The organism is Sphingomonas sp. DG1-23 (assembly GCF_030730875.1).
GTDB lineage: Bacteria > Pseudomonadota > Alphaproteobacteria > Sphingomonadales > Sphingomonadaceae > Sphingomonas.
Window position 1 is genome coordinate 1 of the sequence record NZ_JAVAMA010000007.1, and the last position, 20,101, is coordinate 20,101.

Below are 20,101 nucleotides of genomic sequence, written 5' to 3' on the forward strand. Positions count from 1 at the left end.
CGCGGATCTCGCTGATGGACGGCAGGAGCCTCATCGGCGGCGGCAACACCGTCTCGCAGACCTCCAACGTCTGGCACATCGAGGACGTCGGCGACTATAATGGCGACGGCAAGTCCGACATATTATGGCGCCACGACGATGGCGCGACCTTCATGTGGCTGATGGACGGCATCGAGGACATCGGCTCGGGCTACACCAATTCGCAGACCTCGCTGAGCTGGCACATCGCCTGAACCTCGGCCGCGCGCTCCCGTCGCCCGCGTGACGGGAGCGCATCGGCCGCGCTATGCGTTGCGCGGTCATGCGCGCCTTTGCCGATCTGCTCGATGCCCTGATCTACACCCGCTCGCGCAACGCCAAATTGCGGCTGATCGGCGATTATCTCGCGAGCACCCCCGATCCCGACCGCGGCTGGGCGATGGCCGCGCTGACCGGCGCGCTCGATCTGCCGGCGGTCAAGCCGGCGCTCGTCCGCGCCCTGGTCGAGGAGCGCGTCGATCCGGTGCTCTATGCGCTCAGCCGCGATTTCGTCGGCGATTCGGCCGAGACGATCGCCTTGCTCTGGCCCGCGCCCGAGATGCCGCCGCCGGCGAGCGCGCCGCTGACCTTGTCCGAAGTGGTGCGCGTTCTCGGCACGATCTCGAAATCCGATGCGCCCGCGGCGCTGGCGGGGATGCTCGACCGGCTCGAGGCCGACGAGCGTTTCGCGCTTCTCAAGCTGGCGATGGGGGCGCTCCGGGTCGGCGTCTCGGCGCGGCTGGCCAAGACCGCGCTGGCGCAGGCGTTCGGGCTCGACGTGGATGCGGTAGAGGAGGTCTGGCACGGGCTGGTGCCGCCTTATGCGCCGCTGTTCGACTGGGCCGAGGGGCGCGGAACCCAGCCGACTCCCGAGAATGTCCCCGTATTCCGCCCGTTCATGCTGGCCCACCCATTGGAGGAGACGCAGCTCAGCCTCGACGACTATGCCGCGGAATGGAAATGGGACGGGATCCGCGTCCAGCTCGTCCATGTCGCGGGCGAGACCCGGCTGTATAGCCGCGCCGGCGACGACATCACCCACAGCTTCCCCGAAGTCGCGCAGGCCTTCGTCACGCCCGGGGTGCTCGACGGCGAATTGCTGGTGAAGGGCAGCGCGCAAGGCGGCGAAGGCGGCGCGGCCAGTTTCAACGCGCTCCAGCAGCGGCTCGGGCGCAAGGTCGTGCCGGCCAAGACCTTGGCGGAATATCCGGCGTTCGTCCGGCTTTACGACATCTTGTTCGATGGCGGCGAGGATCTGCGCGCCTTGGCCTGGTCCGAACGGCGGGTGCGGCTCGAGGGCTTTGCCGCGGGGCTCGATCCCGAGCGGTTCGACGTTTCGGCGGTGATCGAAGCGGCGGACTTTGCAGGCCTCGAGGAGATTCGCGCCGGCGCGCGCGACGCGGCGATCGAAGGGGTGATGCTCAAGCGCCGCGATTCGCCTTATGTCGGCGGGCGCCGCGTCGGCCTGTGGTACAAATGGAAGCGCGATCCGCTGACCGCCGATTGCGTGCTGATGTACGCCCAGCGCGGCAGCGGCAAGCGCAGCTCCTTTTACTCGGACTTCACCTTCGGCGCATGGACGCCCGAGGGCGAATTGCTCCCGGTCGGCAAGGCCTATTTCGGCTTCACCGACGAGGAGCTCAAATGGCTCGATCATTATGTCCGCAACCATACGGTCAATCGCTTCGGCCCGGTGCGCGAGACCGACAAGAGCCTCGTCCTCGAAGTCGCGTTCGATTCGGTGCACGAATCGAAGCGCCACAAATCGGGGCTGGCGATGCGCTTTCCGCGGATCAGCCGGATCCGCAACGACAAGCCGGCCAGCGAGGCAGACACGATCGAAGCGCTGCGGCGGCTGGCAACCTAGGGCTCTCGACTTCGCCGGCCCTTGCAATAAGGTCGTGCGCAACAGGGGAGATGCTCATGATCCGCACGCTGGTTGCCGTCGCCGCTTTGCTCGCCGCGCCGTCCGCATTCGCCCAGACCTTCGCGATCCAGGCCGGGCGTCTGATCACCGATGCGGCCAAGCCGGCGCGTGGTCCGTCGACGGTGATCGTCGAGAAAGGCCGGATCGTGCGGATCGACGACGGCGCCACCGCGCCGGCGGGTGCGACGGTGGTCGACCTGCGCGGCAAGACCGTCTTGCCCGGGCTGATCGACGTGCATGTCCACCTGACGATGAATGCCGGCGAGCCCTGGTATCAGGGACTGACCACCAAATATTCGGAAGCCTATGCGACGACGGTGGGGCTCAGGAACGCATTGACTACCGCACGCGCCGGATTCACCACGGTGCGCGATCTCGGCGGCGGCACCGATGCCAGCATGGCGATGCGCGACGCGATCGCCGAGGGCGGTTTTCCGGGACCGCGCATCCAGGTCTCGGGGCCGGCGCTGTCGATCATCGGCGGGCATGGCGACATGACCGCGGGGCTCGCCCCCGAATTGCGCGATGCGATCGATCACAGCGGCGCGCAATTCTGGGTGTGCACGGGTGCCGAAGAATGCGCGCGGGCGGTGCGCAAGCTCGCCGCGGCTGGGGCGGACGCGATCAAGTTCCACGCCACCGGCGGCGTGCTCGATCCCGGCGCGATGGGGCTCGAACAGCATTTCACCGACGCCGAGATGAAGGCGATCTGCGACACCGCGCACGAGATGCACCGCAAATGCGCCGCGCATGCCCATGGCGCGCGCGGGATCGAGGCGGCGGTGCGCGCCGGTGTCGACTCGATCGAGCACGGCACCTTTGCCGACGACACCGATATCCAGCTGATGAAGGCGAAGGGCACCACTTTCTCGGCGACCTTGATGGCGTTCAGCGGGCTCAACATGTATCTCGGCAAGGGCATTTTCAGCCCGAACAGCGAAGTGAAGGCGCGCCAGACGCTCGATCAATGGGGCAAGGCGCTCGGCCGCGCCTACAAGGCCGGAGTCAAGATCGCGCTCGGCACCGACGCCGCGGTCTATCCGCATGGCCGCAACGGCGAAGAGATCGGGCTGATGGTCTCCAAGGCCGGGATGACCCCGCGCGACGCGCTGATCGCCGCGACCAAAGGCGGCGCCGACCTTCTCGGGCTCGCCGCCGAGACCGGCACGCTCGAGACCGGCAAGTCGGCCGATCTCATTGCCGTCGACGGCGATCCGCTGACCGATCCCGCCGCGGTGCTCCATGTCGGCTATGTGATGGTAGCGGGCAAGCCGATCCCGATGCCGTGAGTCCGGAGGCGCTCGCCCCGGCGATGATGATCGCCTCGGGATCGATCCATGCAATGGTCAATGCGATCCTCAAGGGCGGCAAGGACAAGATGGCCGGCCGTGCGGTGATCGACGGGTCGAGCGCCGTGCTGCTGTTGCCGGCGCTTCTGTTCGTGCCTTTGCCGCACGGCGCCTGGGGATGGCTCGCCGCGACCGCGGTGATTCATTGCGTCTATCTCTACGCTTTGGTGCGCGCGTTCGAGACCAGCGACTTTTCCGCCGCCTATCCGATCTTGCGCGGCACCGCGCCGCTGGTGACCGCGGCGCTGGCGATCGGCGTGTTCGGCGAAGCGGCGAGCGCGCGCGAGCTGGCGGGGATCGCAGCGATCGGCGGCGCGATGTTCGTGATGGTCGCCGGGCGGCACATCGGCCGCGCAGGACTGGGCTGGGCATTGCTCACCGGGATGATGGTCGCCGCTTATACCGTAGTGGACGCGCAAGGCGTGCGCGCGGCGCCGACCCCTTTGAGCTTCATCGTCTGGATGTTCGTGCTGATGGGCAGTGCGACCGTGACGATGTTCGCGCTGGTTTCGCGCGGACGGATCTTCGCCTCGGCGCGGACGCAATGGCGTGCCGGCGCGGTAGCGGGGGCGCTGTCGATCCTGACCTATGGGCTCGCGCTCAGCGCCTTCGCGCTGGGCCCGACCGCACCACTGGCCGCCTTGCGCGAAACCGGAATGGTGACGGCACTGCTGATCGCGACTTTCGTGCTCAAGGAGCGGGTGACGGCGGGGCGAGCCGTGGGCGTGCTGGGGATTCTGGGTGGGGCGCTGCTGATCTTGACGCGTTGAATCTGCGCATTGGACACGCTCCCCTGCTTTCGCAGGAGCATCAGGTGGGATCGTTGAGCAGCGCGCGGCAGGCAAGCATATGGGCTGCGAGATCAGCGACGGGGCAGGCGACCTCGCCGCGCAGCCACAAGCGGAGCATCGTCAGCTGCGCGGTCGCGGCGGCCATTGCCGGGAGCGTCGCCGAGGCGCCGCGCCGCGCCGTGATCAGCGCGGCGATCCGGCGAGCGAGCCTGGCGCCGGTCCTGCCGTCCAGCAGGACGCGTGCCACGCCGCGCTGCTCCCAGACATGGTCGAGCATCGCGCGCACTTGCGCCTTGCTCGCCCGTCCGAGCGCGGCGCTGGCCAAGGTATGGAGGATCGGCTCGACCGCAGCGACGAGGACTTCGTCCTTGCTGCGGAAATGCTCGTAGAAGGTCGAGCGGCCGATTCCGGCGGCGGCGATCAGCTCGGCGACGCGGATCGCATCGTAGCGCCGGCCGAGGGCGAGCGTGGTGAAAGCGGCGAGGATCGCGCCGCGGGTGCGCCTGGCGCGCGGGTCGAGTTCGTCTGCCATGCCGCCGCCATGTTAGCGCATCGCGCCGCCGCGGCGCCGGACATTCGCACCGCTCTGTCCGGAAGCGGCAATCTGCGTCGGTTTCGCACTCGCACGTCCAGGAATGCCAGTGCAGGATACCGCTACAATTCAGGGAGTGGACCGATGAGCGAAGCGCACCGCGTGGTGGCGATCCTGCCGAGCGACGATCTCGACGCCAGCGAGCATTTCTATCAACGGCTCGGGTTCGAAACGGTCAGCGATCATGGCGAGTACCGCATCCTCGCGGACGGACGCGGCTGGCACCTGCATCTCAATCGGATCAAGGGCTGGCCGGCGAAGGTGGAAGACAATCCGTTCGGGCTCTATCTCTATGTCGAGGAGGTCGATGCGGTCGCCGATCGGGTGCGCGAGCTGATCATCGAAAAGGGCGCGCCGCACCGCAAGCCATGGGGGACCTACGAGTTCGCCGTGAGCGATCCGAGCGGGACGCTGGTCCGGATAGGGCGGGTGTTGGAATAGGCCTGCGCGGGATTGAATGATCCTCCCCCGCCAAGGTCGTGCTGGATCGCCGGCAAGGGGTGCGAGCAGGGCCCGATCGTCGGCGACCGGGTGCTTCCTTTCGACGATGTGAGCGTTGCCCGGGAATGCGCGGCGCGAGGGCAATTCTTCGGTTCCCCTTCCGCTTGCGGGAGGGGCTAGGGGGGATGATCTCACCTCTCGTTTATTTCCAGTCCCTCCGCCGACCCCTCCCGCAAGCGGAAGGGGAGCGATGAACGCGCTCATGGACCTCTGACGAGATCGCAGCCGCGATGGGTGGCGCTGCTTCGGCCGATTTCACGGTCACCGGCGCGGCGCCGAAGGCGACGGGGTAAGCGACCAACCGGCCTCCATGCCTCCTCCCCTCCGTCAGCCGCGCTGACACTTTCCCCTGGCGGGGGAGGATATTCCAAAGTCGTACCGCTTAGGTCCGCTCCGCTATCCGTCATGAACGCCCGAAAACGAAAAAGGCCGGACGTTTCCGCCCGGCCCCTTCGTGATTCGGCTTGCTGAAGCTCAGCTACCCGGCGTGAGGTTCACTGCCGCGTACTTGCCGCGGCGGTCGACCTCGAGCTCGAACTCGAGTCGGTCGCCTTCGTTGAGCGTCGGCATGCCGGCGCGCTCGACGGCGCTGATATGGACGAACGCGTCGGGCTGGCCGTCGTCGCGCTGAATGAAGCCGAAGCCCTTCATCGCGTTGAAGAACTTGACCGTTCCGGTCGCCTTCTCGCCGGTCAGCTGGCGCTGCGGGCCACCCGCACCACCGGCGCCGCCGCGCGGGCCGTCGCGATCGCGCGGCGGACCCGAATCGGTCACCGGCATCGGCTCGCCGTCGATCTTGAGGTCGGTCGCCGAGATGCGGCCGCCACGATCGACGAGCGTGAAGCCCATCGGCTGGCCTTCGGCGAGACCGGTGAGACCGGCCTGCTCGACTGCCGAGATGTGCACGAAAACGTCCTCGCCGCCGTCATCGCGAACGACGAAGCCGAAGCCCTTTTGCGCGTTGAAGAACTTTACGACGCCGGTCGCTTCGCCGACGACCTGCGGAGGCATTCCGCCGCCACCGCCGCCGCGGAAACCACCGCCGCCACCGCCGCCGAAGCCGCCGCCACCGCCGCGATAGCCACCGCCACCGCCGCCGCCATAGCCGCCACCACCGCCGCCGAAGCCGCCGCGATCACCACCGAAACCGCCGCCGCCAAAGCCGCGATCACCGCCGAAGCTGCTGCCTCCGCCGAAACCGCCGCCTTCGTCGCCAAAACCGTCGCGCTTGTCTCTGCCGCGCCCGCCGCGATCCCCACGGCGCCCTCGATCAAAACTCATGCCCTGTTCGTCTTCCCGGTCCGCCCATACTCAATCAAAACCCAAGCGCCGGACGAAAAACGCAGGTGTTCGGGCACAAAAAACAGTGCCACGGAATCGGACATAGCCCAAAATCATACAGCGCGCGACCAGAAATCGACCTGATCATGGCAGATTCATGGAGTCTGCGGCGCTTGCGCCACGGTTCGGCGCACGGCAGAGGATGTCTTCATGGAGTCCATCCTCGAATTGCTCGCCAGTCCGGCCGCATGGGCCGCGCTTCTCACGCTGATCGTGATGGAGGTGGTGCTCGGCATCGACAACCTCATCTTCATCTCGATTCTGTCGAACAAGCTGCCCGAGGCGCAGCGCCAAAAGGCGCGGACGATCGGGATCAGCCTCGCATTGGTGATGCGACTCGCCTTGCTGACGATGATCGCATGGATCGTCGGCCTCGTCGCGCCGGTGTTCGATCTCGGCATCGTCGGGCCGCCGGGCGCGCATGGCGAGCCCGCCTTCGAGACGCAATTCTCGTGGCGCGATCTGATCCTGATCGCCGGCGGCGTCTTCCTGATGTGGAAAGCGACCACCGAAATCCATCACTCGGTCGATTCGGACAGCCACGACACCGACGATCTGCTCGACAAGAAGAAGGTCCTGTCGATCTCCTTCACTGCCGCGATCGTCCAGATCCTGTTGCTCGATATCGTCTTCTCGATCGATTCGATCCTGACTGCAGTGGGAATGACCGATCATGTCGAAATCATGTACGTCGCGGTGGTGTTCGCGGTGTCGGTGATGCTGTTCGCCGCCACGCCGCTCGCCAATTTCATCAACAACAACCCCACCGTGGTGATGCTCGCTCTGGGGTTCCTGCTGATGATCGGCATGGTGCTGATCGCCGAGGGTTTCGGCGCGCATATCCCCAAGGGCTATATCTACACCGCGATGGCGTTCTCCGCGGCGGTCGAATTGCTCAACATCTGGTCGCGGCGGAGCAAGGCGAAGAAGGCGGGTGTTGGCAAACGCCCGGAATAACTTTTTCAAACGTAAGCAGCTATTGTCACCCCGGAACAAGTCCGGGGTGACGCTCGGGAGGTGCGCGAAGCACGCCGCGGCGCCCGCGGGAGCAGGTGAAGACGCGTGAGGCGGCCGCAGAGCATTGAGATGCGCACGCAACCGGCCTATGCGCGCGGCATGACCGTGCATTTTCATGAAGAAGACCTGCCGGGGGACGTGTTCGCTCCCGGCGCGTCGATCGCCGTAGACACCGAGACGATGGGGCTGATCACCCCGCGCGACCGGCTGTGCGTCGTCCAGCTCTCCGACGGCAATGGCGACGAGCATCTCGTCCGGTTCGGGCCGCGCTCTGCGTACGATGCGCCCAATCTTCGGGCGGTGCTGGCCGATCCCGAGCGGCTCAAGCTCTATCACTTCGCCCGTTTCGATCTCGCGGCGATCCGTTTCTATCTCGGCGTGATCGCCGCCCCGGTCTATTGCACCAAGATCGCCTCGCGGCTGGTGCGCACCTATACCGAGCGGCACGGCCTGAAGGATCTCGTCCGCGAGCTGATCGGTCAGGAAATCTCGAAGCAGCAGCAATCGTCGGATTGGGGCGGCCCCGATCTTTCGGATGCGCAAAAGGACTATGCCGCGTCGGACGTGCGCTTTCTGCATGCGATGAAAGTGGAACTCGACAAGCGTCTCGAGCGTGAAGGACGCATGCCGCTCGCCGAGGCCGCTTTCGACTTTCTGCCATGGCGGGCGGAGCTGGATCTCGCCGGCTGGCCCGAGGTGGATATCTTTGCGCATATCTAGCGCCGCGCCGAACCTGTCTTATCTGGCGGACATGGCTTTCCATGTCTGAAGTGGCTGCGCGCCTGAGATCGCAGAAGCGCGGCTGGGCGCATCCCGGCAGCAGCCACGACCGCGTCGTGCGGCTCGGCCTGATCGTGCTGCCGGTGGGGATCGGCGTGCTCGGCGCGTTTCTCGTGGTGTCGCCGCTGCTGATGGGCGGCGATGTCAGCTTCGTGTTCGACAAGAACAAGGTCGACATCTCGCCCGAGCGGCTGCGCATCGATGCCGCCGAATATCGCGGGGCGGACGCCAAGGGGCGGCCGTTCCACCTCCATGCCGGATCGGCGCTCCAGCGCAGCTCGGCCGAGCCGATCGTGCGATTGAACGATCTCGCCGCCGAAATCCGGCTCGACGACGGCCCCGCCTCGATTCGCGCCGACAGCGGCCATTACAACATGACCACCGAGCGGGTCGCGGTCGACGGGCCGCTCAAGTTCCAGACCTCGGACGGCTATGTGCTCAACACCAACAACGCCACGGTCGATCTCAAGACCCGCAAGCTCGAGAGCGGCGGCGCGGTGACCGGCAACACGCCCTCGGGGGTGTTCAGCGCGAACAAGCTGACTGCCGATCTCGAAAGCCGTACCGTCTCACTCGAAGGCAGAGCACGCTTGCGCATCCTGCCGCGAGGCGCAAAGAGGCAATGATGAACGCTCGCTTCGTCCCGGCCGGCCTCGGGCTGATGCTGACGCTGGTATCCTTGCCGGCCCTCGCGCAGACGCGCCACAACACCGACGCGCCGATCGACGTCGCCTCGGAGCGGATCGAATTGCAGGACCGTGCGAATCGCGCGATCCTCAGCGGCAACGTCCAGATCAAGCAGGCCGAGATGACGCTCAACGCGGCGCGCGTCACGGTGACCTATACCGGCCAGGTCGCCGACGGCTCGCCGCAGGTGTCGCGGCTCGATGCCGCCGGCGGGGTGACGGTCAACCGTCCCGACCAGAGCGCGCGGTCGCAATATGCGGTGTACGATCTCAGGCGCCGGGTGATCACCATGGTCGGCGGCGTGACCCTGCGCCAGGGCACCAACAATATTTCGGGCGGTCGCCTGTCGATCGATCTCGACACGGGCCGCGCGACGATCGACGGCTCGGGCGTCCGCGGCGGCACCAGCGGTGCGCAGCCCGGCACGCCGGGCGTCCAGAGCAGCGGCGGGCGCGTAACCGGCCGCTTCTCGGTGCCCAAGCGCGACGGGCAGTAAACGGCGTTTTTCAACGCACTGCCGCAGTTTCGCTTTTCATCCCCCGCAATCTCCTGCAGGAATCCTGCCAACCGCCTATATGCGGTGCGGTATAGTCCGTGCAGGAAGCCCGAATGAACGACGTCGCAGCCATGATCGAGCAACCGGTCGCCGATCCGGCGCCGCTCCCCGACAAGGGGCTCGCGGTCGTCTCGATCGCCAAATCCTATGACAAGCGCGTGGTGCTCACCGACGTCTCGGTCTCGGTCGGCCGCGGCGAGGTGATCGGCCTGCTCGGCCCCAACGGTGCCGGCAAGACCACCTGCTTCTATTCGGTGATGGGGCTGGTGAAGCCCGATTCGGGCCGGATCATGCTCGACGGCGAGGACATCACCCGGCTGCCGATGTATCGCCGCGCGATCCTCGGGCTCGGCTATCTGCCGCAGGAGACCTCGATCTTCCGCGGGATGACCGTCGAGCAGAACATCTCGGCGGTGCTCGAGCTCGCCGAGCCCGACAAGGCGGCGCGCGCCGCGCGGCTCGAGCAATTGCTCGACGAATTCGGCCTGACCCGGCTGCGGAGCTCGCCGGCGATGGCGCTGTCGGGCGGCGAGCGCCGCCGCGCCGAGATCGCCCGCGCGCTGGCGGCCGATCCGACGATCATCCTGCTCGACGAGCCGTTCGCCGGCATCGACCCGATCTCGATCTCGGACATTCGCGACCTCGTCATCCAGCTCAAGGCGCGCGGGATCGGCGTGCTGATCACCGATCATAACGTCCGCGAGACGCTCGACATCGTCGATCGCGGCTACATCATCTATGACGGCCGCGTGCTGTTCGCCGGCTCGCCCGAGGATCTCGTCCGCGACGAGAATGTCCGCCGGCTGTATCTGGGCGAGAGCTTCGAGCTGTAGATATGGGCGCGCGCCGCTCCACAGCCGTCATCCCGGCGAACGCCGGGATCTCGCGCCGGCGGAGCCTGCGGCCTGAGGCCCCGGCCTTCGCCAGGGTGACGGATACGATCTGATGTCGCTCGCCCCCCGCCTCGATCTCCGCCAGTCGCAGTCGCTGGTGATGACGCCGCAGCTCCAGCAAGCGATCAAGCTGCTGGCGCTGTCCAATCTTGAGATCGAGACCTTCATCGCCGAGGAGATCGAGAAGAACCCGCTGCTCGATGCGCAGGGCGGGAGCGACGACGCACCCGATGCAGCGGCGCCCGAGCCCGAATTCGAAGCCCCGCGCGACGGCCCCGCCGATGCCAGCGAATTGCTGGCGAGCGGCGGCGAAGCTGCGGGCGAGGCGGCGCTCGACGTGGATTTCACTGCGGAGACCTTCCACCACGACAGCGCCGCCGATTCCATGGGCGGCCTCGACGGCAGCCTCGGCATGGGCGGGGCCGGCGCGGGCGGATCCGAGGATGGCCCCGATTTCGACAATTTCGGCACCTCGGAACTCAGCCTTGCCGACCATTTGATGGCGCAGGCCGGAGCGAGCGTCGGCGGGCCCGACCTGTTCATCGCTGCCCATCTGATCGATCAGATCGACGAGACCGGCTATCTCACGGCTTCCTTGCTCGACATCGCCAGCCGGTTGAACGTGCCGCTCGCCCGGGTGGAAGCGGTGCTTGCCACGATCCATACCTTCGATCCCACCGGGGTCGGCGCGCGCAATCTTGCCGAATGCCTCGCGCTGCAGGCGAAGGAGGCCGATCGCTACGATCCGTGCATGGCGCGGCTGATCGACAATCTCGAACTGGTCGCGCGCGGCGACCTCGCGCGGCTGAAGCGGCTGTGCAACGTCGACGACGAGGATCTGGCGGACATGATCCGCGAGCTGCGCAATTACGATCCCAAGCCCGGATGCCGCTATGGCGGCGAGCCGACTCTGGCGGTGGTGCCCGACATCTTCGTCGCGCGGCGCGGCGCGGGCTGGGCGGTCGAGATCAATGCCGCGACGCTGCCGCGGCTGCTGGTCAACCGGGCTTATTATGCCGAGATCTCGGCGGGCAAGCAGGACAAGGCCAGCAAGGCGTGGATGTCCGACATGCTCGCCAGCGCCAATTGGCTGGTCAAGGCGCTCGATCAGCGCCAGCGCACGATCATCAAGGTGGCGAGCGAGATCGTGAAGCAGCAGGAGGCGTTCTTCCTGAACGGTGTTGCGCACCTCAAGCCGATGACCCTGCGCCAGGTCGCCGACGTGATCGAGATGCACGAATCGACGGTGAGCCGGGTCACCAGCAACAAATATCTCAGCTGCGCGCGCGGGCTGTTCGAACTGAAATATTTCTTCACCAGCGCGATCCAGTCGGCCGATGGCGGCGACGCCGTTTCGGCGGAGGCAGTGAAGAGCGCGATCCGCGCGCTGATCCAGGGCGAGGATCCCAAGAAGATCCTGTCCGACGACACTCTGGTCGAATTGCTCAACGCCAAGGGGTTCGACATCGCCCGGCGGACCGTCGCCAAATATCGCGAGGCGATGGGAATCGGCAGCTCGGTCCAGCGGCGCCGGCAAAAGGCGCTCGAAGGCGCAGGATGAACTTTCGTCGGTCGTTGGCGTGACGAAATGACCGACTCAGAATTCCGCAACGGATCCGTCCTATAATGGATTCATGAGCGCAACCTTCTCCATTCATGCCGAGCCCGAGCGTGATCTGGTGCGGATCACCATGGCCGGGCTCTTCACTCCCGAGGACATCGCGGACTTCTACAAGGCCCGCGATGTCGCGCATGCGAAGCTGGCCTGCCGCCGCAACGAGCATCTGACGATCAACGATCTGCGCGGCATGAAAATTCAGCCGCAAGAGAGCGTCGTGGGGTTCCAGCAGATGCTCGGCGCCCCCGAATATCGTTCGCGCCGGCTGGCCTTCGTCATCGGCCGCACCCTCGCGCGCAGCCAGTTGCAGCGCGCGCTGAGCGGACGCGGCCCCGACGTGCGCTGCTTCGACACCGTCGCCGAAGCCGAGGCCTGGCTGTTCTCCGGCGCAGTAGCGGGCGAGCTGCGCGCTGCCGGCTAAGGGCTTAAATCCTCCCTCGCGCAGCGGGGGAGGGGGACCGCGAAGCGGTGGAGGGGGGCTCTCCCCAAGCTGTCGCTCGCGGAGGCGCCCCCTTCGTCATGCTTCGCATGCCACCTCCCCCGCTCGCGGGGGAGGATTATCAGGTCCTAATCGTCCTCGTCCTCGAAGCCGACCAGCTCGAGCGCCCGCGCCTTGATCTGGCGCATCCGGCACCAATGGACCAGCGCGTCCTCGCGGCCATGCGTCACCCATACCTCGCGGGGGGCGATCTCGCGGATCGTGCTGGTGAGTTCGTCCCAATCGGCATGATCGGACAGGATCAGCGGCAGCTCGACATTGCGCTGGCGGGCGCGCTGGCGGACGCGCATCCAGCCCGACGCCATCGCCGTGATCGGGTCGGGCAACCGCCGCGACCAGCGATCGTTGAGCGCGCCCGGCGGGCACAGGATGATCCGCCCCTGCAACTCGGCCTTGGCAATTCCCGTCGCGGGGCGCAGCTCGCCCAGATTGACCCCGTGCTCGGCATAGAGGTCGCACAGCCGCTGCAGGGCGCCATGGATGTAGATCGGATCGTCGAACCCCATCACGCGCAATTCGCTGATCACCCGCTGCGCCTTGCCGAGCGCATAGGCGCCGACCAGCACGCAGCGTGTGGGATTGGCGCGTAATGCCGCGAGCAATTTGTCGAGCTCGTCATGTGTCTCGGGATGGCGGAACACCGGCAGGCCGAAGGTCGCTTCGGTGACGAAGATGTCGCATGGCACCGGCTCGAACGGCGCGCAGGTCGGGTCCTCGCGGCGTTTGTAGTCGCCCGAGACGACGATGCGCTCGCCGTCATGGTCGAGCACGATCTGCGCCGAGCCGAGGACATGGCCGGCGGGGACGAAGCCGATATCGACGTCGCCCATCCGCAGCGATTCTCCATAAGCCACCGGATGGCCGTTCTGCGGGCCGTAGCGGCATTCCATGATCGCCAGAGTCTCGGGTGTCGCCCAGACTTCGCCATGCCCGCCGCGGGCATGATCGGCATGACCGTGCGTGATCAGCGCGCGCGCCACCGGCTGCGAGGGATCGACCCACGCATCGGCGGCGGGAACGTAGATGCCGGTGGGGTTGGGCTGGATCCAGCTGCCGATTGCCATGCCAGCCTATATGGTTGGGCGTCCCCGTGGTTCCCAGTGGATCGAATTCGCACGCGGCTTCGTTGGTCGGATGAAGCGTCAAACGAGGTGAGTCATGGACCTTTCGAGCCCCCTGCAGGCGATCATCGTGATCGCCGGCCCGATTCTGCTCGCGCTGGCGATCGCCTATGCGATGTTTCGCAACCGTGGGTCGCGCCGCGAAGTGCAGGCGACCGAGGATGCCACCCGTCGGCTGTACGACGCGCAGGATCGCGAGGACAAAGCCCGCGACAAGGGCGGCGTCGCCTGAAGCCCTTGCGCTGATCGGCTGAGCGCGCGAACGCTGGCGGGTGTCCGACCCTGCGCTTCCCTCTGTTCTGACCGATTGGTTCGCCCGCCGCGGCTGGCGTCCGCGCAGGCACCAGTTGGAAATGCTCGAAGCGGCACGCCGGGGCGAGCATGCGCTGCTCGTCGCGGCTACGGGCGCCGGCAAGACGCTCGCCGGCTTCCTGCCGACCTTGGCCGAGCTGATCGAACGGCCGGCCAAGGGGCTGCACACGCTCTATATCTCGCCCTTGAAGGCGCTTGCGGTCGACGTGCAGCGCAATCTGCTGACGCCGATCGAGGAAATGGACGTGGCGATCCGCGTCGAGACGCGCACCGGCGATACCCCGCACGAGCGGAAGGTGCGCCAGCGCGCGCGGCCGCCCGAGATCCTGCTCACCACCCCCGAGTCGCTGAGCCTGTTGCTGTCCTACGAGGACAGTCTGACGATGTTCGCAGGGCTCAAGACCGTCGTCATCGACGAGGTCCACGCCTTCGCCACCGGCAAGCGCGGCGATCTGCTCTCGCTCGCGATGGCGCGGCTGCAGCGGCTCGCGCCGGAGATGCGCCGTGTCGCGCTCTCGGCGACGGTCGCCGATCCCGACGGCTATCGGGCGTGGCTGGCGCCCGACGGCGATATCGACGCGGTGACGCTGGTGCGCGGCGAGAAGGGTGCCGATCCCGACATTGCGATCCTGCTGCCCGAAGGACGGGTGCCCTGGGCGGGGCATTCGGGGGTCTATGCGATCCCGCAGGTGATGGCCGAGATCGAGACGCACCGGACGACGATCATATTCTGCAACACCCGCGGGCTGGCGGAGCTCGTCTTCCAGAATTTGTGGAAGGTCAACGAACTCAAGCTGCCGATCGCGGTGCATCATGGCAGCCTCAGTCTCGAGGCGCGGCGCAAGGCCGAACAGGCGATGGCCGACGGCAAGCTGCGCGCCCTGGTCGCGACCGCGAGCCTCGATCTCGGGGTCGATTGGGGCGATGTCGATTGCGTGATCCAGATGGGTGCGCCCAAGGGGTCGTCGCGGCTGCTCCAGCGGATCGGCCGCGCCAATCACCGGCTCGACGAATCGAGCGAGGCCGTGCTCGTCCCCGGCAACCGCTTCGAATATCTCGAGGCGCGCGCCGCGCTCGACGCGGTCGAGCAAGGCGAGCTCGATCCCGACGTCTTCCGTCCGGGCGCGCTCGACGTGCTGGCGCAGCATGTCATGGCCTGCGCCTGCGCGGCGCCGTTCGATGCGGCGGCGATGCTGCAGGAGGTACGCGCGGCATTGCCTTATTCGGCGCTCGAGCAGGAGACGTTCGATCGCGTGCTGCGCTTCATCGCCGATGGCGGCTATTCGCTGCGCGCCTATGACAAGTTCAAGCGGCTGACCTTGGGCAAGGACGGGCTGTGGCGCGTCACCAGGCCGGCATTTGTTGCGCAGCATCGATTGAATGCCGGGATCATCGTCGAGGCGCCGATGCTCGACGTGCGCTTCAAGAACGGGCGGCGGCTCGGCAAGGTCGAGGAGGCGTTCGGCTCGCAGCTCTCGCCCGGCGACACCTTCTTCTTCGCCGGGCTGAGCCTCGAGGTCGAGCGGGTCGAGCTCACCGACCTGATCGTCCGGGCGAGCGCGAAGCAGGCGCGCTATGTTTCCTACATGGGCGCGCGGCTGGCGATCACCTCGACCCTCGCCGATCGCGTCCGCGTCTTCCTCCACGATCGCAGCCAGTGGCGGCGCTTCCCCGACGACGTCCGCGAATGGCTCGAGGTTCAGGAACGCCGCTCGGCGATTCCGACGCCGGCGCAATTGCTCGTCGAGACCTTTCCGCACGAAGGCAAGCACCACATGGTCGCCTACAGCTTCGAAGGCTGGAACGCGCACCAGTCGCTCGGCATGCTGATCACCCGGCGGATGGAGGCGATGGGATTGAAGCCCCTGGGATTCGTCGCCAATGATTATGCGCTGGCGGTCTATGGGCTCGAGAAGATCACCGATCCGGCCGCACTCTTTTCGCCCGACATTCTCGAGCATGAATTCGTCGACTGGGTCCAGCAATCGGCCCTGCTCAAGCGCGCGTTCCGCGAAGTCGCGATCATCGGCGGGCTGGTCGAGCGCCAGCATCCGGGCAAGAAGAAGAGCGGGCGTCAGGTCACTTTCTCGACCGATCTGATCTACGACGTGCTGCGCAAGTACGAGCCCGATCACCTGCTGCTCAAGGCGGCCTGGGCCGATGCGCGCGCGCGGATGACCGATGTCGGGCGCCTCGCGCATCTGCTCGATACCGCCGCCGATACGATGCTGCACGTGGATCTCGCCCGGGTGAGCCCGATGGCGGTGCCGGTGCTGATCATAATCGGCCGCGAGCGCACCCCGCAAGGCAGCGGCGAGGATGCCTTGCTGATCGAGGCCGAGGGCGTGGCGGCGGAGGCGATGCGGCTCGATTGAATTCGATTGCTGCGCAATATGTGCAGGTATATCGTCACGTCATGCCCGGAGTCGTCTATCCGCTCCTGCTTCTCACCCTGCCGATCGAGGCCCCCGGCGGCATGCCTGCGGCTGCGCAGGATCCCGAGCTGATCACGCCCGAATCGGTGATGGAAGCGACCCTGCTGACCTTGGGCATGGCCGATCAGCGGCTGACCGTGCCGGTCGCGGTCAATGCGAGGGGGCCGTATAATTTCATCATCGATACCGGGGCCGAGCGCACCGTCGTCTCGCGCGAGCTGGCCAACACGCTCAAGCTCGATGCCGGAAGCCCGGTGACCCTGTTGTCGATGACCGGGCGGAGCCAGGTCGATACGGTGCTGGTGCCCGATCTGATGATCAAGTCGATCGGCGTGCAGCACAGCGTGATCGCCCCCAAGCTCGAGGCGCGCGACCTCGGCGCGATCGGCCTGCTCGGCATCGATACCTTGCGCGACCATCAGGTCTCCATCGATTTCGAGCGCGGCACGATGGAGGTCCGCCCCAGCCAGAAGCGCGCCAAATGGACACGGCGCGCCAATGACGAGATCGTGGTGACCGCCAAGAGCCTGTTCGGCCAGCTCATCGTCACCGACGCTTATTACGGCTCGACCCGAATCCAGGTCGTGCTCGACACCGGCAGCCAGGTCAGCATGGGCAACAGCGCGCTGCGCAAGCGCGTCGGCCGCTATCGCAAGACCCAGCCGATCGAGCTCACCAGCGTCACCGGCGACAAGACGCTCGCGGATTACACCACGGTGCCCAACATCAAGGTCGGCGACGTGATGTTCGGATCGATGCCGGTGGCGTTCGCCGATGTCGCGCCGTTCGAGCGGTTCGGCCTCACCAGGCGCCCCGCTTTGCTGCTCGGCATGGATGCGCTGCGCAGCTTCCGTAGCGTCGACATCGATTTCCCCAATCGTCAGGTCCGTTTCCGGATGCCCAAGGCGCCTCCGAAATTCACCACGGGCTCGCGGATCCCCGGCGGCGCTGCCGGCACCTCGGTGCAATCCTATTAATTCGCGCTACGGCACGGATTGACTTGCGCGCGCCGGGGCTGCTTGGCTCGGCGCATGATCCTGTCCCGCGTAGCGCTCGCCCGTCTTCCCGGCATCGTCGCCCGTCCCGGTCACGCCGTAGAGGCGATCCGCACCGGCATCGTCCATTTCGGCCCCGGCGCGTTCCACCGCGCGCATCAGGCGGCCTATGTCGATCGCCTGCTCGACACGGATCCACGCTGGGGGATCGCGGCGGTCTCGCTGCGCAGCGGCGGCACCACCGACGCGCTCAAGGCGCAGGACGGGCTCTATACCCTCGCGGTGATCGATCGCGAGCCCTCGACGCAGATCGTCGCGGCGCATTCGGACGCGATCGGGCCGGGCGAGGGCGCGCGACTGCGCCAGCTGCTCGCCTCACCCGACGTGCGGATCGCGACGAGCACGGTGACCGAGAAAGGCTATTGCCTCGGCGGCGACGGCAGCCTCGATTTCGCGCACCCCGACATCGTCCATGATCTTGCGCGCCCGGCCGAGCCGGCGAGCGTGATCGGCTGGATCGTCGCGGGGCTGGGCGATCGTCGCGCCGCCGGGCTGCCGCCCTTCGCGATGCTGTGCTGCGACAATATGACCGGCAACGGCGCCAAGCTCCGTGCCGCCTGCGTGGCGCTGGCACGCGAACAGGATTCCGGGCTCGCCGACTGGATCGCCGGCGAAGTCGCCTTTCCCGATTCGATGGTCGATTCGATCACCCCGGCGAGCGATGCGGCATTCCTCGCCAAGGTGCGCGAGACGCTCGGCGTGGAGGATCGCGCCGCCGTCCAGCGCGAGCGCTTCACCCAATGGGTGCTCCAGCGCTTCGACATGCCCGACGGGCCCGATCTCGCTTCGGCAGGCGTGACCCTCACCGGCGACGTGCGCGGCTATGAGCAGGCCAAGTTGCGCATCCTCAACGGCGCGCATTCGACCCTGGCCTATGTCGGGCTCGTGCGCGGCCACGAAACGGTGTTCGAGGCGATGTCCGACGCCGCGCTGGAGGGCTTCGTGACGCGGCTGGTGCACCAGGACATCGCCGCGTCGCTCGCCCCGGTCGAAGGGCTCGACAAGGCCGCTTATGCCGATGCGGTGCTCGATCGCTTCCGCAACCCCGAGATCCGCCACTTGCTGTCGCAGATCGCGTGGGACGGCTCGCAGAAGCTGCCCTATCGCCTGCTCGATACCACGCGTGCCGCGCTCGATTCGGCACGCAGCGTCGAGCGGCTGGCTGTGCCGGTCGCGGCGTGGATCGCGTTCCTGCGCCGCAAGGCCGAGGCGGGCGAGACGATCACCGATCCGCTCGCCGACACCCTCGCCGCGGCTGCGACCAGCGCCAATCCGGTGACCGCGATGCTGGCGGTCGAGCCGGTGTTCGGGGCGCGGCTGGCCGAAGACGAAAGGTTCCGGGCCGCGGTGCGCGAGGCGTTCCAGCATTTCGCGCAGGGCGATATCGGGCCGCTGCTGGGGCGGTAGTGCCCAAGTGCTCCTGCGAAAGCAGGAGCCCAGGGTTACCCAGGGCGTCGCTCATGACTCTGGACTCCTGCTTTCGCAGGAGCGCTAGGTCAGTCGAGGCCCGTCCGCGCCCAGCACATGCGTGCACAATTGCGCCTCGGGGGTATCGTCGGCCTCGAGCGCCGCGACGGTGACCCATCCCTCGGCACGCAGTTTCGCACCCGCATCGGCCGCCGTGCCGAGCGGCAGGAACAGCCGGCGGCGCTCGCCGGCGCCCAGGCCGGAATCGAGGATCGGATCGGCGAACAGCGAGAAGCCGACCGCCGGCTCCTCGCGGCCGTCGCCGTGAAGGATGGTATAGGTGCCGCCGCGGCCGATCTCGCCGCGCACGCCGCGGGCGAAGATCGAGAAGCCCAGCCAGCTCTGATATTCGAAGCCGTGGCGCTCGGTCGGGTCGAGCGTCAGCGCGGCCTGGCCGTCGACGCTCGCGGCGATCCGGGCGAGTCCGTCGAGCCGGCTCGCCAGCGCATTGCCGGCATCGATCGCGCGCAGCCGTTCCATCGCCCCGTCGAACGGGCCGGCCGCCTCGATCAGCGGCAGCCAGCGCGAATCGATCGCGGCGACCCCGCCGGCGTCCTTGGCGTCGAGCCGGTCGCGCAGCGTACCGAGCGTCGCGGGATCCATGTCGGCGGCGAGCGTGTCGACCAGATCGGGCAAGGTGAAGTCGATCGCGATGCCGGTCACGCCGGCCGCCTGCAGCGCCTCGATCGCGACGCGGACGACTTCGATCGCCGCGGCGACGGTGTCGAGGCCGATCAGCTCGGCGCCGATCTGGCGCATCGCGCGCTGCGGGTTGAGCTCGGAGGCACTCAGCTTGACCACGGCCCCGGCGTAGGACAGCCGCACCGGGCGCGGATGGTGGCCCATCCGGGTCGCGGCGATGCGGCCGATCTGGGCAGTGAGATCGGGCCGGATTGCCAAGGTGCGCTGCGACACCGGATCGACGAACCGCACCGCGTCGCGCACGCCGCCGGCCTTCAATCGCGAGGCGAGCTCGTCGGCGAATTCGGCGAGCGGCGGATCGACCTGCTCATAGCCATAGAGCCGCGCAACCCCGAGCACGCAGGTCTCGAGCCCCGCCGCCGCATCGGCAGCGGGAGGCAGGCGATCGTGAAATCCCTCGGGAAGCAGGCCGGTCATTATGCGACCATCCGCACGTCGCC

The 20,101-nt window shown here is 67.2% G+C and carries 20 protein-coding genes; 16 read left to right on the forward strand and 4 right to left on the reverse strand.

Going from position 1 to position 20,101, the window contains the following annotated elements:
* The 4 genes from Q9Q95_RS12315 to Q9Q95_RS12330 form a co-directional block, all read left to right on the forward strand.
* Positions 1–233, forward strand: a 233-nt coding sequence (locus tag Q9Q95_RS12315) for a hypothetical protein (RefSeq protein WP_306097427.1), incomplete at its 5' end; no start/stop codon positions are given.
* Between the two features lie 68 nt (positions 234–301).
* The gene (locus Q9Q95_RS12320; protein WP_306097651.1) at positions 302–1,885 is read left to right on the forward strand and encodes a cisplatin damage response ATP-dependent DNA ligase; all 1,584 of its coding nucleotides are present in this window, start codon (positions 302–304) and stop codon (positions 1,883–1,885) included.
* Between the two features lie 56 nt (positions 1,886–1,941).
* Complete coding sequence (locus Q9Q95_RS12325) at positions 1,942–3,234, forward strand: amidohydrolase family protein (protein ID WP_306097428.1); 1,293 nt, start codon at positions 1,942–1,944, stop codon at positions 3,232–3,234.
* Complete coding sequence (locus Q9Q95_RS12330) at positions 3,231–4,064, forward strand: DMT family transporter (RefSeq protein ID WP_306097429.1); 834 nt, start codon at positions 3,231–3,233, stop codon at positions 4,062–4,064. The genes Q9Q95_RS12325 and Q9Q95_RS12330 overlap by 4 nt, the downstream gene beginning before the upstream one ends.
* Before the next feature lie 40 nt (positions 4,065–4,104).
* Here the strand turns inward: Q9Q95_RS12330 and Q9Q95_RS12335 are convergent, their stop codons facing one another.
* Positions 4,105–4,617 carry a TetR/AcrR family transcriptional regulator gene (locus Q9Q95_RS12335; protein WP_306097430.1) on the reverse strand — a complete coding sequence of 171 codons (513 nt, stop codon included), beginning with the start codon at positions 4,615–4,617 and terminating at the stop codon, positions 4,105–4,107.
* A 144-nt stretch (positions 4,618–4,761) separates the two neighbouring features.
* Between Q9Q95_RS12335 and Q9Q95_RS12340 the strand changes: the two genes are divergently transcribed.
* Complete coding sequence (locus Q9Q95_RS12340) at positions 4,762–5,118, forward strand: VOC family protein (RefSeq protein ID WP_306097431.1); 357 nt, start codon at positions 4,762–4,764, stop codon at positions 5,116–5,118.
* Between the two features lie 534 nt (positions 5,119–5,652).
* Here the strand turns inward: Q9Q95_RS12340 and Q9Q95_RS12345 are convergent.
* Positions 5,653–6,459 carry a cold-shock protein gene (locus Q9Q95_RS12345; RefSeq protein WP_306097432.1) on the reverse strand — a complete coding sequence of 269 codons (807 nt, stop codon included), beginning with the start codon at positions 6,457–6,459 and terminating at the stop codon, positions 5,653–5,655.
* 210 nt (positions 6,460–6,669) lie between these two features.
* Here Q9Q95_RS12345 and Q9Q95_RS12350 point away from each other — a divergent pair, with 210 nt between their 5' ends.
* From Q9Q95_RS12350 to Q9Q95_RS12380, 7 genes are all read left to right on the forward strand, one after another.
* Complete coding sequence (locus tag Q9Q95_RS12350) at positions 6,670–7,476, forward strand: TerC family protein (protein ID WP_306097433.1); 807 nt, start codon at positions 6,670–6,672, stop codon at positions 7,474–7,476.
* Positions 7,477–7,635: 159 nt separating this feature from the next.
* Positions 7,636–8,256: a ribonuclease D gene (locus Q9Q95_RS12355; protein WP_306097652.1), complete on the forward strand. Its 621-nt coding sequence runs from the start codon at positions 7,636–7,638 to the stop codon at positions 8,254–8,256.
* Positions 8,257–8,297: 41 nt separating this feature from the next.
* A complete protein-coding gene (gene lptC / locus Q9Q95_RS12360) occupies positions 8,298–8,942 on the forward strand; it encodes an LPS export ABC transporter periplasmic protein LptC (protein ID WP_306097434.1) in 645 nt (214 codons plus the stop codon).
* Positions 8,942–9,499, forward strand: coding sequence for an LptA/OstA family protein (locus tag Q9Q95_RS12365; protein WP_306097653.1), 558 nt, complete (start codon positions 8,942–8,944; stop codon positions 9,497–9,499). The genes lptC and Q9Q95_RS12365 overlap by 1 nt, the downstream gene beginning before the upstream one ends.
* 131 nt (positions 9,500–9,630) lie before the next feature.
* Entirely contained in the window at positions 9,631–10,392 is a 762-nt protein-coding gene (gene lptB / locus Q9Q95_RS12370) for an LPS export ABC transporter ATP-binding protein (protein ID WP_306097654.1), read from the forward strand.
* A 112-nt stretch (positions 10,393–10,504) separates the two neighbouring features.
* Entirely contained in the window at positions 10,505–12,013 is a 1,509-nt protein-coding gene (gene rpoN / locus Q9Q95_RS12375) for an RNA polymerase factor sigma-54 (RefSeq protein ID WP_306097435.1), read from the forward strand.
* Between the two features lie 73 nt (positions 12,014–12,086).
* On the forward strand, positions 12,087–12,491 hold the full coding sequence (locus Q9Q95_RS12380) for a hypothetical protein (protein WP_306097436.1): 405 nt from the start codon (positions 12,087–12,089) through the stop codon (positions 12,489–12,491).
* Between the two features lie 146 nt (positions 12,492–12,637).
* Here Q9Q95_RS12380 and Q9Q95_RS12385 read toward each other — a convergent pair whose 3' ends face one another.
* Complete coding sequence (locus tag Q9Q95_RS12385; RefSeq protein ID WP_306097437.1) at positions 12,638–13,633, reverse strand: ligase-associated DNA damage response exonuclease; 996 nt, start codon at positions 13,631–13,633, stop codon at positions 12,638–12,640.
* A 94-nt stretch (positions 13,634–13,727) separates the two neighbouring features.
* Between Q9Q95_RS12385 and Q9Q95_RS12390 the strand changes: the two genes are divergently transcribed.
* From Q9Q95_RS12390 to Q9Q95_RS12405, 4 genes are all read left to right on the forward strand, one after another.
* On the forward strand, positions 13,728–13,922 hold the full coding sequence (locus tag Q9Q95_RS12390) for a hypothetical protein (RefSeq protein WP_306097438.1): 195 nt from the start codon (positions 13,728–13,730) through the stop codon (positions 13,920–13,922).
* Between the two features lie 67 nt (positions 13,923–13,989).
* Positions 13,990–16,377, forward strand: coding sequence for a ligase-associated DNA damage response DEXH box helicase (locus tag Q9Q95_RS12395; RefSeq protein ID WP_306097655.1), 2,388 nt, complete (start codon positions 13,990–13,992; stop codon positions 16,375–16,377).
* Positions 16,374–17,414, forward strand: a complete 1,041-nt coding sequence (locus tag Q9Q95_RS12400; protein WP_306097439.1) for an aspartyl protease family protein — start codon at positions 16,374–16,376, stop codon at positions 17,412–17,414. The genes Q9Q95_RS12395 and Q9Q95_RS12400 overlap by 4 nt, the downstream gene beginning before the upstream one ends.
* 54 nt (positions 17,415–17,468) lie before the next feature.
* Positions 17,469–18,899, forward strand: a complete 1,431-nt coding sequence (locus Q9Q95_RS12405) for a mannitol dehydrogenase family protein (RefSeq protein WP_306097440.1) — start codon at positions 17,469–17,471, stop codon at positions 18,897–18,899.
* A gap of 84 nt (positions 18,900–18,983) precedes the next feature.
* On the opposite strand, the gene Q9Q95_RS12410 is transcribed toward Q9Q95_RS12405, so the two are convergent.
* Positions 18,984–20,078, reverse strand: a complete 1,095-nt coding sequence (locus Q9Q95_RS12410; protein ID WP_306097441.1) for an ATP phosphoribosyltransferase regulatory subunit — start codon at positions 20,076–20,078, stop codon at positions 18,984–18,986.
* Positions 20,079–20,101 lie beyond the last annotated feature (23 nt).

Excerpts from the sequence above, each read along its gene's own strand:
- Q9Q95_RS12355 (WP_306097652.1), top strand. The coding sequence starts at position 7,636 with ATGACCGTGCATTTTCATGAAGAAGACCTGCCGGGGGACGTGTTCGCT.
- rpoN (WP_306097435.1), top strand. The coding sequence starts at position 10,505 with ATGTCGCTCGCCCCCCGCCTCGATCTCCGCCAGTCGCAGTCGCTGGTG.
- Q9Q95_RS12350 (WP_306097433.1), top strand. The coding sequence starts at position 6,670 with ATGGAGTCCATCCTCGAATTGCTCGCCAGTCCGGCCGCATGGGCCGCG.
- Q9Q95_RS12390 (WP_306097438.1), top strand. The coding sequence starts at position 13,728 with ATGGACCTTTCGAGCCCCCTGCAGGCGATCATCGTGATCGCCGGCCCG.
- Q9Q95_RS12345 (WP_306097432.1), bottom strand. The coding sequence starts at position 6,459 with ATGAGTTTTGATCGAGGGCGCCGTGGGGATCGCGGCGGGCGCGGCAGA.
- Q9Q95_RS12405 (WP_306097440.1), top strand. The coding sequence starts at position 17,469 with ATGATCCTGTCCCGCGTAGCGCTCGCCCGTCTTCCCGGCATCGTCGCC.
- Q9Q95_RS12320 (WP_306097651.1), top strand. The coding sequence starts at position 302 with ATGCGCGCCTTTGCCGATCTGCTCGATGCCCTGATCTACACCCGCTCG.
- lptB (WP_306097654.1), top strand. The coding sequence starts at position 9,631 with ATGATCGAGCAACCGGTCGCCGATCCGGCGCCGCTCCCCGACAAGGGG.
- Q9Q95_RS12325 (WP_306097428.1), top strand. The coding sequence starts at position 1,942 with ATGATCCGCACGCTGGTTGCCGTCGCCGCTTTGCTCGCCGCGCCGTCC.
- Q9Q95_RS12410 (WP_306097441.1), bottom strand. The coding sequence starts at position 20,078 with ATGACCGGCCTGCTTCCCGAGGGATTTCACGATCGCCTGCCTCCCGCT.
- Q9Q95_RS12385 (WP_306097437.1), bottom strand. The coding sequence starts at position 13,633 with ATGGCAATCGGCAGCTGGATCCAGCCCAACCCCACCGGCATCTACGTT.
- Q9Q95_RS12380 (WP_306097436.1), top strand. The coding sequence starts at position 12,087 with ATGAGCGCAACCTTCTCCATTCATGCCGAGCCCGAGCGTGATCTGGTG.
- Q9Q95_RS12340 (WP_306097431.1), top strand. The coding sequence starts at position 4,762 with ATGAGCGAAGCGCACCGCGTGGTGGCGATCCTGCCGAGCGACGATCTC.
- Q9Q95_RS12335 (WP_306097430.1), bottom strand. The coding sequence starts at position 4,617 with ATGGCAGACGAACTCGACCCGCGCGCCAGGCGCACCCGCGGCGCGATC.
- Q9Q95_RS12365 (WP_306097653.1), top strand. The coding sequence starts at position 8,942 with ATGAACGCTCGCTTCGTCCCGGCCGGCCTCGGGCTGATGCTGACGCTG.
- lptC (WP_306097434.1), top strand. The coding sequence starts at position 8,298 with ATGTCTGAAGTGGCTGCGCGCCTGAGATCGCAGAAGCGCGGCTGGGCG.